Below are 12,096 nucleotides of genomic sequence, written 5' to 3' on the forward strand. Positions count from 1 at the left end.
CACAGGGTTGGCCGCATGCGGCCAACGCCGGTATCGTCACCCCCTGCGGTTTTGCCGTCGGGGGTGATTTCTTTCCTGCAAGCGCCACAAACAAAAAGCCACGCTGCGTGCAGCGTGGCTGGTCGGGGAGGGGAGTGCCGGCTCAAGCCTGCTTGAACAAGCGCACGCTTTCCCCCAGTTCGGCCATCAGGGTATCCAGCCGTTCGGTGGCCTGGGCAATGGTTTCCACTTCGCCACTCAGCGTACGGGTGGCCTCGCCTACGGCCGTGATATTGCTGGTGAAAGCGGCAAAGCCCTGATTTTGCGACTCTTCGGCCTGCGATACCTCGCGTAACAATTGGTTGAGGCGGTGCGTATCCTGAATGATGCCGGCCAGGCGCTGCTGGGCGTCAACGGTGTTTTCGCGGCCACTACGCATTTGTGCATTACCGTCGCGGATGGCGTCGATTGCCTGGTTGGTGCCATCGACGATCAGACGGATCTTCGATTCGATGTCCAGCGTGGCTTGTTGCGTACGCTCGGCCAGCTTGCGGACCTCGTCGGCCACGACGGCGAAGCCGCGGCCCATCTCGCCGGCGCGCGCTGCTTCGATGGCAGCGTTCAGCGCCAGCAGGTTGGTCTGGTCGGCGATGTCACGAATCAACTGTACGATGCCGCTGACTTCGGCGCTGCGTTGTCCCAGGTCTTCCATACGCTCGGCGGCGCGGGCGATCACTTCACCAGCCTGGTTCAGCTGGCTGACGGCTTTGTCCATCGCCAGACCACCACCGTTGGCCGCCTCGCCGGCGTGGCTTGCCATGCTGGTGGCGCTTTGTGACTGGCTGGCATTGTGCGAGGTAACGGCCGCCATCTCCTGCGCTGCGCCGACCATTTGCTCGGCGCGCTTGCGCTGCTCGCTCATGGTGCGGGCTATCATGTGGGTACTGCCAGTGATTTCACGGCTTTCGGTGCTGGCGGCGTGTAGCGAGCGGGTAACCTGCTCCATCATCTGCTTCATGGCAGCGGTGGCACGTTCGGCTTCCTCGCGGGCGGTTTCCAGCTTTTCAAAGGTGCGCGTCTTGGCGCGGTCATAAGCCAGCGCCAGTGTCAGTACCACCAGAGACAGACCGATCAGCGATTTGGCTTGCAGCTTGGGCAGCTCTTCGTGCGGGATGGGGGTGGGCGGGATGTCGCCGGCGGCGGACAGGGCCAGCATCAGCCCGATCATGGCAAAGGTAAACAGTGTCCACACAATGCCAGCATTGCGGCCGCCGACAAAAATGGCGGCAAATGGAATGCAGGCAAACCACATCACGCTGGTAGACATGATGCCGCCGTTAACGTACGCCATCCAGCTGACCATCGCGAACATGGTGAGGATGATGTACTGCGCCACGGTACGCAGCGCGCCGGTGAGTTTAAGCAGCAGCGGCCCCAGTAGCATCAGGACGCCGCCCAGCACGATGCCGTGGGCCATCGCGTCGTGGTGCAGCTTGTAGTAGGAAATGGCAAACAGCGGCGAGATCAGGCCGGCCAGCAAGCCGACGCTGACTACGGTGCGGGCACGGATCAGGTTGTCCGGTATCTGTCGTACCGGTTCGGGTATGAACCACTCGGTTATGGTGTGTAGCGACATGTTGCATCCTCGTTGTGTCGTGTTGGGCTGCGCCAACTTTAAAAAGTATAGTTATTTTTCAATGCTTTTCTGATGATGCTAAAACAGTTGTTTTAATTGAACAAGCGCCAGCTTGGTCGATGGTTTTCTATCGACAGTGTTTATGCTGTCGGGAATGAAAAAAGCCCGCAGCGGCGAAGCCGTGCGGGCTGGATGTCGATGGTTTAGCCTCAGTGCTGGTGCAGCTGTTCGGCCTGGATGGCGGTCAGGGCGATGGTGTAAACGATGTCGTCGACCAAAGCGCCACGCGATAAATCGTTTACCGGCTTGCGCAGGCCCTGCAGCATCGGCCCCACAGACACCACGTTGGCGGAACGTTGCACCGCCTTGTAGGTGGTGTTGCCGGTGTTCAGGTCCGGGAACACGAACACATTGGCGCGGCCGGCTACCGGGCTGTCCGGCGCTTTCTGGCGGCCAACCGATTCCACGCTGGCGGCGTCGTACTGCATCGGGCCGTCGATCAGCAGGCCGGGGCGTTTTTCACGGGCAATGCGCGTGGCTTCGCGCACTTTTTCCACGTCGTCGCCACTGCCGGAGCTGCCGGTGGAGTAGGAGATCATCGCCACGCGCGGCGGAATGCCGAACGCCGCCGCCGAATCGGCAGACTGGATGGCAATGTCGGCCAGCTCTTCGGCGCTCGGGTCCGGGTTGACGGCGCAGTCACCATATACCAGTACCTGGTCCGGCATCAGCATGAAAAACACGCTGGACACCAGTTTGGCGTCCGGTGCGGTCTTGATCAGCTGCAGGGCGGGGCGGATGGTGTTGGCGGTGGTGTGCACGGCGCCGGAGACCAGGCCGTCTACTTCGTCCAGCGCCAGCATCATGGTGCCCAGTACCACGTTGTCTTCCAGTTGCTGTTCGGCCATCGGCGCGTTCAGCCCCTTGTTCTTGCGCAGCTCGACCATCGGCGGCACGTAACGGGCGCGCACTTCGTTCGGGTCAACGATTTCCACGCTGTCGGGCAGCACCACGCCCTGGGCTTCGGCTACCTGCAGGATCTCGGCGCGTTCGCCGATCAGCACGCAATGGGCAATGCCTTTCTCGTGGCAGATGGCGGCAGCCTTGACCGTGCGCGGCTCGTTGCCTTCCGGCAGCACGATGCGCTTGGCGGCGTGACGCGCTTTTTCCATCAGCTGGAAGCGGAAGGCCGGCGGCGACAGGCGTTTTTCGCTGGTCTGGCCAATGCGCTGGCGCAGCTGGCCGGTTTGTACGCGCTCGGCCACGAAAGCCACCACGCGCTCCATGCGTTCCAGGTCATCTGCCGGTACCTGACGGTTCATGGCAGCGATCAGCGTGGTGGTGTCCAGCGTATTGGTTTCGATGGACAGTACCGGCAGGCCACTGGTAAATGCCTTGTGGCACAGCTGCTGGATGCGCTCGTCCGGCTCGGCGTCGCACGTGAGCAGCAGGCCGGCCAACGGTACGCCGTTCAGTGTGGCCATGGCGGTAGCCAGGATGATGTCTTCGCGGTCGCCCGGGGTAATCACCAGTGCACCCGGTTTCAGCAGGTGCACGATGTGCGGCACGCTGCGCGCCATCACCGAAATGCTGCGTACGCGGCGGCGCGTCAGCTGGCCGGCGTGCAGCAGCTTGGCTTTCAGGTAGTTGGCCACGTCCAGCGTGCGCGGCGCCATCAGGTCCGGCTCCAGCGGAATGCCGCCCAGGCACGGAATGCGGCGCTTCTGGATCAGCTGGCTGGATTCGGCGATCTCGCCGGCCAGGCGCTTGACGTCCTGTTCGGTGTCGATGCGGTTCAGGATATAACCGGCCACGGCATTGCTGCGGCTGCCAAAGGCCTGGATGGCGATCTCCAGTTTCTCTGCCAGTTCGTGGCTAGGCTGGGTGTTGGCCGCACCCACCAGAATCACGTCAGACTGCAGGGTGCTGGCCAGCTTGCTATTGATGTAGGTGGTGAATACGTGTTGCTGGTCTTGTACCAGGCCTTCCACGATCACCACGTCCACGCCTTGTGCCGCCTGCTGGTACAGGCTGACCACTTCTTCCATCAGCTGGTCGAGCTGGCCCTGGCTCAGCAGGTGCTCGGCACGCTCCATCGGCAGCGGTTCCGGCACGTTGAGGTGGCACAGCTCGCGCGCAAAGTGGCTGGAGCGTTCCGGCTCGTTCGGGTCCAGGCCCTGGGCGATCGGCTTGACGAAGCCGACCTTCAGGCCATCCTGCTCCAGCGCACGCACCAGGCCCAGCGACACCGAGGTCAGACCGGCATCAAAACCGGTCGGGGCAATCAGAAAAGTGTGCATGGTGGCTCCTTAGTTGCCCTGAGTCAGTGCAGCGGTATCCAGTGCGATCATCAGCTCTTCGTTGGTGTTGACCACGACGGCGGCTTTGCTGTCGGCGCGGCTGATGCGGCCTGCTTTGCCACGGAAAGCGGCTTCGTTAGCGGCGTCATCCAGCTGGAAGCCCAAGAAAGCCAGCTTGTTCAGCACGTTGGCGCGCACGAACGGCGAGTTTTCGCCAATGCCGCCGGTAAACAGCAGTACGTCGATACGGCCCAGTGCCACCACCATCGCGGCGATCTGTTTGGCCAGGCGGTAGCAGAACACTTCCATAGCAATAATGGCGCCAGGGTGACCGTTGGCCGCGGCCTCTTCCAGTTCGCGGCAGTCGCTGGACAGCTCGGACAGGCCCAGCAGGCCGGATTGCTTGTTCAGCAGCGCGGTTACGCCGTCTACGTCAGTGTTCAGCGCGCTGGCCAGGTAGCCGAACAGGCCGGGGTCGATATCGCCGGAGCGGGTGCCCATTACCAGGCCTTCCAGCGGGGTCAGCCCCATGCTGGTGTCGACAGACTGGCCGTTCAGGATGGCGGCAACCGAGGCGCCATTGCCCAGGTGGGCGCTGACGATGGCGCTGTTGTCCAGGCTGATGCCGGCCATCTGCGCGGCCTCTGCGGCCACAAAGCGGTGGCTGGTGCCGTGGAAGCCGTAACGGCGCACGCCGTGCTCGCGGTACAGCGCCATCGGTACGGCGTACAGATAGGCGTGTTGCGGCATGGTCTGGTGGAAGGCGGTGTCGAATACGGCCACTTGGGGCAGGCCCGGGAAGCAGGTTTGGGCGGTGCGGATGCCCAGCAGGTTGGCCGGGTTGTGCAGCGGCGCCAGGCGGGCGCAGTCTTCGATGGCCGCAATCACCTGGTCGTCAATCAGGGTGGAGGCGTGGAAGTTCTCGCCGCCGTGTACCACGCGGTGACCGATGGCAGTGACGGTGCCGGTCAGGGCGCGCTCGTCCAGGTAGGCCAGAATGGCCTTCATGGCGCCGGCGTGGTCGCCTTGCGCCAGCGACAGCTCTACCTTCTGGCCATCCTGCTTGAAGGTGATGCAGGCGTCGGCCAGGCCCAGTTTTTCTGCCAGACCGGTGAGGGTGGTGGCCTGGTTCTGGGTGTTGATCAGGGCGAATTTCAGCGAGGAGCTGCCGCAGTTGATGACGAGAGTGTGGGTAATCATGTGTTATCCGTTAGCAGTAAGACATCTTGGATGAGTCTGTGCTGGTGTTGCGTATTCTTTTTATAGCGTGCGCTTTCAGGGTTGCCGGCTTTCAGCCGTCACGCGCAAGGGGCGCATTATCCCCGTTTGTGATGCATTGCACCATAGGGGATGTGCCTGATGGGGTGCAAGTCAAGATTGTGGCGGGATTGTCTGACAAGATGATGAAAAATAAAGGCTTTTGTCATGAAAATTTTCATTAAGCCGGTATTGGCATTTTTCGGCTGCGTTTCTGTTGACTTGGAACAAAAGCCCCGGCAAAAAAGTGCTTGCCCCGGGGGGGGATTTAGCCCACAATCCCGCCCCTGAACGTTTCGGGGTGGTGTGCAAAGCCCCTGTTCTGCAAGTGTTTTTTAATAGCTCTCCGTAAACTCGTTAAGAGCGAGATTCGGCTGGTCTTATATCTTCTTCCACGGAGGTGTGGGAATAATGTCTGATCTGGCTTCGTCCCAGCTGCTTAAGGCTTCTGCAGCGCAGTTGCCCGTTTTTACCTACTTTGACCCGGCTTTTTACGAGCTGGAGCAAAAAATCCTGTTTGCCGATGCCCCGCAGTACTACGGCCACGAACTGATGGTGCCCAACGAGGGCGACTATCACACGCTGGACTGGATGGGCCACGGCAAGATGCTCAAGCATGTCAATGGCGACATCAAGCTCATCTCCAACGTATGCCGTCACCGCCAGGCGCTGATCTACCAAGGGCGTGGCAACGGTAACCATATCGTGTGCAACCTGCACGGCTGGACTTACGACGCGGAAGGCAAGCTGGTGGGTGCCCCGCATTTCCCGGAAACGCCGTGTCTGAACCTGAACCAGACCGAGCTCACCCGCTGGAACGGCCTGCTGTTCGACGCCAAGCGCCAGGTGCAGCGCGACCTCGAAAAACTGGGTGTTGCCAATCACATGACGTTTGAAGGCTTTGCCTATCACAAGTCGTTTACCACCGAGTACAACTTCAACTGGAAAACCTTTATCGAGGTGTACTCCGAGGATTATCACGTCGACCCGTTCCACCCGGGCTTGGGTAACTTCGTCAATTGCGCCGACCTGAAGTGGGAGTGGGGTGATCATTACCACGTGCAGACGGTGGGGGTGAAGAACCAGCTGGCCCGCTCCGGCAGCAAGGTGTACGGCAAGTGGCACGAAGAGGTGCTGAAGCGCTACGCCGACCAGCAGCCGGAATTCGGTGCCATCTGGCTGACGTACTACCCCAACATCATGGTGGAGTGGTACCCGCACGTGCTGGTGGTGAGCGTGGTGATCCCGCGCGGCCCGGAGAAGTGCACGGTGATTACCGAGTTCTACTACCCGGAAGACATCATCTGGTTCGAGCCCGACTTCATCGAGGCCGAGCAGGCCGCCTACTTCGAAACCGCGGTCGAGGACGACGAGATCTGCCAGCGCATGCACGAGGGCCGCAAGGCACTGTGGTTGCGCGGCGAGAGCGAGGTTGGCCCGTACCAGTCGCCTACCGAAGACGGCATGCAGCACTTCCACGAGTACTACCGCCGCCTGATGGGGGCAAATCTGGCTGGCTAAGACGCCGGCTTGTACGGCACAATGCGAAGGCGCGGATATCCGCGCCTTTTTTCTTGCCCATACGCCCTATGCAAGTTCGACGTCATTCCCGGTTGTTGGCTGTCCTGCTGTGCTTCCCCTTGTTTGTCCATGCTGCCCCTTATCGCCACGCCGGCCTTGGGGTGGCATTAGCGTTGCCCGATGGCTGGAAGGTACGCGCCGCCCCGGAGGGGGGTGTGCGGGTGCTGCCGCCGAAAATGGAAGACCGCGAACGCAGCGGCGTGGCCGTGCGCGTGTGGCGCGAACGCTTGCGCGGCGGCAGCACGGCGCTGGAGCGGCTGGCCAGCCGTTACCGCAAGGCCCAGGGGCCACGAGAGGCGGCTATCAGTACCCGGCTTGACCGCAAGGCAGGGCGGCTGGTGTTGGAGTACCGCGAAGGCGAGTACGTGCAGAACGGCTTGTGGATACTGCGCCAACATCTGCGGGTCATCCAGCAGGATGGCAAGCAGGCGGTGATGGCGGAGTGCGTGGCCAATGCGTCCGAATACCATCGCTATCGCCGTGCTTTTGCCGATTTGTGCCTGGGCATGAACGTTCGTCCGTCGCCGTCGAAGGGTTGACTATGGGTGCCTGGTTCTCGCGCCTGGGCTCGGCCTGGATGGTGGTGGCAGCAGCCAGCTTTGCCTGCATGAGCTGGCTGGCAGCACTGTGCAGCCAGCATATGGGAGCGGTAGAGATTTTGTTCTACCGCACCTTTGTCGGCTTGCTGATCTTGCTGCCGCCAGTGCTGCTGGGCCGGGAGCGGGTGCGTACCGTGCATTGGTCCGGCCACCTCAAGCGCAGCCTGGCTGGCTATCTGTCGATGGCCATGCTGTTCTACGCGCTGGCGCATTTGCCGCTGGCCACGGCGGTCACGCTCAATTACACCTCCTCGCTGTCGTTTGCTGTGTGCTGCGTGTTGCTGCGCGGTGACCGCCTGTCGCGGCCGGTCAAGCTGGCGCTGCTGCTGGGTTTTGCCGGCATTGTGCTGATCCTGCGGCCAACCTTCGACCAGGGGCAGTGGCTGCCCGGGCTGGTGGGCTTGCTGTCAGGTATTGGTGCCGGGTTGGCGCTGTACCACGTACGCGAGTTGGGCGAGCGGGGCGAGCGCCCCGGTGTGACGGTGTTCTGGCTGTATTTCCTGTCCACTGTCTGCGGTCTGGTCTGGGTGTTGCTGCATGGCGGTTTTACCCCGGTGGCCTTGCCGGAACTGGCCGTACTGGTGGCGATGGGTTTGCTGGGCTTGCTGGGGCAGTTGGCGATGACGCGGGCTTATAAAGAAGGCCGCAAATTCGTGGTGTCCAGCCTGGCGTACCTGACGGTGGTGTTTTCTGCCTTGCTGGGGGTGGTGGTGGGCGGTCAGTTGCTGGCTGCGCCTGCCGTGCTGGGTATGGCGATGATTATTGCGTGCGGCATGTTGGCCGCGAAGGGTTCGTAGTGGGCGGTGCGTGGTGGATGGTGCTGGCGGCAGCCAGCTTTGGCTTGATGGGGGTGTTCGTCAAACTGGCTTCGGCCACGCTGGGCACCGTGGAGTTGGTGTTCTGGCGTACCGCCTTTGCGGTGCTGGTGCTGGGGGCGGCGGCCCTGCTGCGGCGCCAGCGTTTTGCCACGCCCTTGCTGGGGCAGCACATCAAGCGCGGGCTGCTGGGTTATGTGTCGCTGCTGTGCTACTTCTACGCCATCAGCCATCTGCCGTTGGCCACGGCGGTGACGCTCAACTACACCTCGCCGCTGTTTCTGGCGCTGTTGTCGGTGCTGCTGCTACGCGAACGTTTGCCGCGTAGTGCCTGGCTGGCCATCGCACTGGGCTTTGCTGGCGTGGCCTTGCTGCTGAAGCCGACGCTGGCCGGCCTGGGCGTGCTGTCTGGCGTAACCGGCTTGTTGTCCGGTTTGCTGGCCGGCTGGTCCTACCTGCATGTACGCGAGCTGGGGCAAGCCGGCGAGCCGGAATGGCGCACCGTCTTCTTCTTTGCCTTCATTTCCACGCTGGGTGGCCTGCTGCTGATGCTGTTCCAGACCTGGCACCCGCTCACCGCGGCCAACCTGCCGTGGGTGCTGGGGTTGGGCGTCAGCGCCATGGTGGCGCAACTGGCGATGACGCGCGCTTACAAGGTTGGCCGCAAAATGCTGGTGGCCAACCTGTCTTACCTGACGGTGGCGTTCTCGGCGCTGTTCGGTGCGCTGCTATGGCAGCATTGGTTGGGCTGGCAAGAGCTGGCTGCCACAGGTTTGATCATTCTCAGCGGTATTCTGGCCGGTCGGCGCTAGAATGAAAGCGTAAACCAACAGGCATGGAGCCGCGCCCGCATGGGCTGGCGCAAGGGGGCAAGATGCCGCATAGCAAGGAGCAACAGCATGATTTCCATTCGCGAGCAGGATTACGGGCTGGACGTCGCCCTGTTTAACGAGTTCACCCTGGCGGATTTCAAGCTACTGGAAGCCGCGCTGCTGAAGCGTGCTGCAGAGCAGGGGCGCCCCGATGTGCTGCTGGATCTGTCCGGCATGAAAGATTTCACCCTCGACATGGCGCTGGAAGAAGTCCGCTTCATGCGCGCCCACGAAAACGACTTTGGCCGCTTTGCCATCGTGGCCGACGACGTATGGGTAAGCCTGGCCACCCACCTGTCCGGCTTGCTGACGCACGCCCGTGCTCAGCATTTCGAGACGGTAGAAGAAGCGCAAGCCTGGTTGCTGGCGCCGCAGCCGCTGTAAAGCTTGTCTGTCTGCACCGAAGGCAGCGTCATGCTGCCTTTTTTCATATTGCCATGGCCGGCAATCTTGATTTTCCCGCCTATGCCGTTACAGTAGCGGCTTCCGTTTTACCGACAACAACAAAAGCCCATGCTGAAAAGTATTGCCAGCCGCCTGGCGGCCGAACTCGCTGTGCGCGAAGCGCAGGTCACTGCCACCATCGACCTGATTGACGAAGGCGCTACCGTGCCTTTCATCGCCCGTTACCGCAAGGAAGTCACCGGCGGTCTGGACGACACCCAGCTGCGCCTGTTGGCCGAGCGTCTGGTTTACCTGCGCGAGTTGGACGACCGCCGCACTGCCATCCTCAAAAGCATTGCCGAGCAGGGCAAACTGACGCCGCAGCTGGAAGCCGCGCTGTACGCCAGCGACAACAAGACCCAGCTGGAAGACTTGTACCTGCCGTACAAACCCAAGCGCCGTACCAAGGCACAGATTGCGCGCGAAGCCGGGCTGGAGCCGCTGGCCGACAGCCTGCTGGCCGACCCGACGCAACTGCTGGAGCAGACTGCGGCGGCCTATGTCGACGCCGCCAAGGGGGTAGAAGACAGCAAGGCCGCGCTGGACGGTGCGCGCGCCATCCTGATCGAGCGCTTTGCCGAAGACGCCGAGCTGCTGGGCCAGCTGCGCGAGAAGCTGTGGAGCGAAGGCGAGCTGGCCGGCAGTGTGGTGCCGGGCAAAGAGCAGGAAGGCGCCAAGTTTGCTGATTACTTCAATCATCGCGAAGCCATCAAGACCACCCCGTCGCACCGTGCACTGGCGCTGCTGCGCGGCCGTAACGAAGGCATCCTCACGCTGGCGCTGAAGTATCAGCCGGACGACACGCCGATCACGCAGCGTTCCGACTACGAAGGCCTGATCGCCGCCCGCTTTGGCATTCGCGACGCCGGCCGCCCGGCCGACAAGTGGCTGCTGGACGGCGTACGCCTGTGCTGGCGCGCCAAGATTTTCCTGTCGCTGGAGCTGGAGCTGGTGTCGCGCATGAAAGACGCCGCCGACGCCGACTCCATCAAGGTGTTTGCGGCCAACCTGAAAGACCTGCTGCTGGCCGCCCCGGCCGGCGCGCGTGCCACCATCGGCCTGGACCCCGGCCTGCGCACCGGCGTCAAGGTGGCGGTGGTGGACAATACCGGCAAGCTGCTGGATACCACTACCATCTATCCGCACGAGCCGCGTCGCGACTGGGACCGTTCCATTGCTACGTTGGCCGCGTTGGCGCATCGCCATAAAGTAGAGCTGATCGCCATCGGTAACGGTACCGCCAGCCGCGAAACCGACAAGCTGGCGCAAGAGCTGATCAAGGCCTACCCGCAACTGGGCCTGACCAAGATCGTGGTCAGCGAGGCGGGTGCCTCGGTGTACTCGGCTTCCGAGCAGGCGGCCAAAGAATTCCCCGACCTCGACGTCAGCCTGCGCGGCGCCGTTTCCATCGCCCGCCGCCTGCAAGACCCGTTGGCCGAGCTGGTGAAGATCGACCCGAAATCCATCGGTGTCGGTCAGTACCAGCACGACGTGAACCAGAGCCAGCTGGCGCGTAGCCTGGACGCTGTGGTGGAGGATTGCGTGAACGCGGTAGGGGTGGACGTCAATATGGCGTCGGTGCCGTTGCTGACCCGCATCTCTGGCCTCAACAGCACGCTGGCGGCCAACATTGTCGCGCATCGCGATACCTACGGTGCCTTCCGTACGCGCCGTGATCTGCTGAAAGTCAGCCGTCTTGGAGAAAAAACCTTCGAGCAGGCCGCCGGCTTCCTGCGCATCAGCAACGGTGACAATCCGCTGGACGCGTCGTCGGTGCACCCGGAAGCCTACCCGGTGGTGGAAAAGATCGTGGCCAAGACCGGTCGTGCGGTGAAGCAGATCGTGGGCGACGCCACCTTCATCAAAGGCCTGCGCCCGGCCGACTTTACCGACGAGCGTTTCGGCTTGCCGACGGTGATGGACATCCTGAAAGAACTGGACAAGCCCGGCCGCGATCCGCGTCCGGAATTTAAAACCGCCACTTTCCAGGATGGTGTGGAGGATATCAAGGACCTGCAGCCGGGCATGATCCTGGAAGGCGTGGTGACCAACGTGGCCAACTTTGGCGCCTTTGTCGATATCGGTGTGCATCAGGACGGGCTGGTACATATCTCGGCACTGTCCAATAAATTCATCGATGACCCGCGCAAAGTGGTTAAGGCGGGCGATGTGGTGAAGGTCAAGGTGCTAGAGGTGGACGTGCCGCGCAAACGCATTGCCCTCACCATGCGTCTGGACGATGAGCCGGGCGCGGCGCGCAGCAGCGCAGCGCCGGCCAGGGGAAATGAGCAGCGCCGCGCGCCGGGGCGCCAGTCTGCGCCGGCCGACCTCGGCGGTGGCGCCATGGCGGCGGCCTTTGCCAAGCTGCGTAAAAACTAGTTTTAGCCGCAGAAGCCCGGCGCCAGTCGGGCTTTTTCATGTGGTGCTCAAAAGGTTGGCCGCTTGCGGCCAACCTTTTTGTTTTTCGCCACCTTTGCAAATCAGCCACTTAAGCAATTACTTGCACTTTTTTGCAGGCAAGGTGTTGACGGCCCAGGTCGGGGTGGGTATAGTTCGCCTCCTCAGCTGACGACGCAAACGAAACGAAGTCAGCACCGCTCTTTAAACAAACCA

At 62.1% G+C, this 12,096-nt stretch carries 9 protein-coding genes; 6 read left to right on the forward strand and 3 right to left on the reverse strand.

Annotated elements, in window-relative coordinates:
- Window positions 1-142: 142 nt before the first annotated feature.
- The 3 genes from FLQ03_RS07985 to FLQ03_RS07995 all read right to left on the reverse strand — a co-directional run bounded on the left by FLQ03_RS07985 (window position 143) and on the right by FLQ03_RS07995 (window position 5,115).
- Complete coding sequence (locus tag FLQ03_RS07985; RefSeq protein ID WP_144371456.1) at window positions 143-1,615, reverse strand: methyl-accepting chemotaxis protein; 1,473 nt, start codon at window positions 1,613-1,615, stop codon at window positions 143-145.
- A gap of 209 nt (window positions 1,616-1,824) precedes the next feature.
- Window positions 1,825-3,915, reverse strand: a complete 2,091-nt coding sequence (gene pta / locus FLQ03_RS07990) for a phosphate acetyltransferase (RefSeq protein ID WP_144371457.1) — start codon at window positions 3,913-3,915, stop codon at window positions 1,825-1,827.
- 9 nt (window positions 3,916-3,924) lie between these two features.
- On the reverse strand, window positions 3,925-5,115 hold the full coding sequence (locus FLQ03_RS07995) for an acetate kinase (RefSeq protein ID WP_144371458.1): 1,191 nt from the start codon (window positions 5,113-5,115) through the stop codon (window positions 3,925-3,927).
- A gap of 468 nt (window positions 5,116-5,583) precedes the next feature.
- Here FLQ03_RS07995 and FLQ03_RS08000 point away from each other — a divergent pair, with 468 nt between their 5' ends.
- From FLQ03_RS08000 to FLQ03_RS08025, 6 genes are all read left to right on the forward strand, one after another.
- Window positions 5,584-6,693, forward strand: coding sequence for an aromatic ring-hydroxylating oxygenase subunit alpha (locus tag FLQ03_RS08000; RefSeq protein WP_144371459.1), 1,110 nt, complete (start codon window positions 5,584-5,586; stop codon window positions 6,691-6,693).
- A 119-nt stretch (window positions 6,694-6,812) separates the two neighbouring features.
- Window positions 6,813-7,292: a hypothetical protein gene (locus tag FLQ03_RS08005; protein ID WP_147674747.1), complete on the forward strand. Its 480-nt coding sequence runs from the start codon at window positions 6,813-6,815 to the stop codon at window positions 7,290-7,292.
- Window positions 7,293-7,294: 2 nt separating this feature from the next.
- Window positions 7,295-8,149, forward strand: a complete 855-nt coding sequence (locus FLQ03_RS08010; protein ID WP_144371461.1) for a DMT family transporter — start codon at window positions 7,295-7,297, stop codon at window positions 8,147-8,149.
- Window positions 8,119-8,979 (forward strand): DMT family transporter, encoded by an 861-nt coding sequence (locus tag FLQ03_RS08015; protein WP_240802226.1) that lies wholly within the window; start codon window positions 8,119-8,121, stop codon window positions 8,977-8,979. The genes FLQ03_RS08010 and FLQ03_RS08015 overlap by 31 nt, the downstream gene beginning before the upstream one ends.
- A gap of 87 nt (window positions 8,980-9,066) precedes the next feature.
- On the forward strand, window positions 9,067-9,423 hold the full coding sequence (locus FLQ03_RS08020; RefSeq protein ID WP_144371462.1) for a SpoIIAA family protein: 357 nt from the start codon (window positions 9,067-9,069) through the stop codon (window positions 9,421-9,423).
- Window positions 9,424-9,552: 129 nt separating this feature from the next.
- The gene (locus FLQ03_RS08025; protein ID WP_144371463.1) at window positions 9,553-11,862 is read left to right on the forward strand and encodes a Tex family protein; all 2,310 of its coding nucleotides are present in this window, start codon (window positions 9,553-9,555) and stop codon (window positions 11,860-11,862) included.
- The last annotated feature ends 234 nt before the right edge of the window (window positions 11,863-12,096 follow it).

This window comes from Vogesella urethralis, assembly GCF_007644045.2.
GTDB lineage: Bacteria > Pseudomonadota > Gammaproteobacteria > Burkholderiales > Chromobacteriaceae > Vogesella > Vogesella urethralis.

Coding starts and splice junctions, on each gene's coding strand:
- FLQ03_RS07995 (WP_144371458.1), bottom strand. CDS start 5,115: ATGATTACCCACACTCTCGTCATCAACTGCGGCAGCTCCTCGCTGAAA.
- FLQ03_RS08000 (WP_144371459.1), top strand. CDS start 5,584: ATGTCTGATCTGGCTTCGTCCCAGCTGCTTAAGGCTTCTGCAGCGCAG.
- pta (WP_144371457.1), bottom strand. CDS start 3,915: ATGCACACTTTTCTGATTGCCCCGACCGGTTTTGATGCCGGTCTGACC.
- FLQ03_RS08025 (WP_144371463.1), top strand. CDS start 9,553: ATGCTGAAAAGTATTGCCAGCCGCCTGGCGGCCGAACTCGCTGTGCGC.
- FLQ03_RS08020 (WP_144371462.1), top strand. CDS start 9,067: ATGATTTCCATTCGCGAGCAGGATTACGGGCTGGACGTCGCCCTGTTT.
- FLQ03_RS08010 (WP_144371461.1), top strand. CDS start 7,295: ATGGGTGCCTGGTTCTCGCGCCTGGGCTCGGCCTGGATGGTGGTGGCA.
- FLQ03_RS07985 (WP_144371456.1), bottom strand. CDS start 1,615: ATGTCGCTACACACCATAACCGAGTGGTTCATACCCGAACCGGTACGA.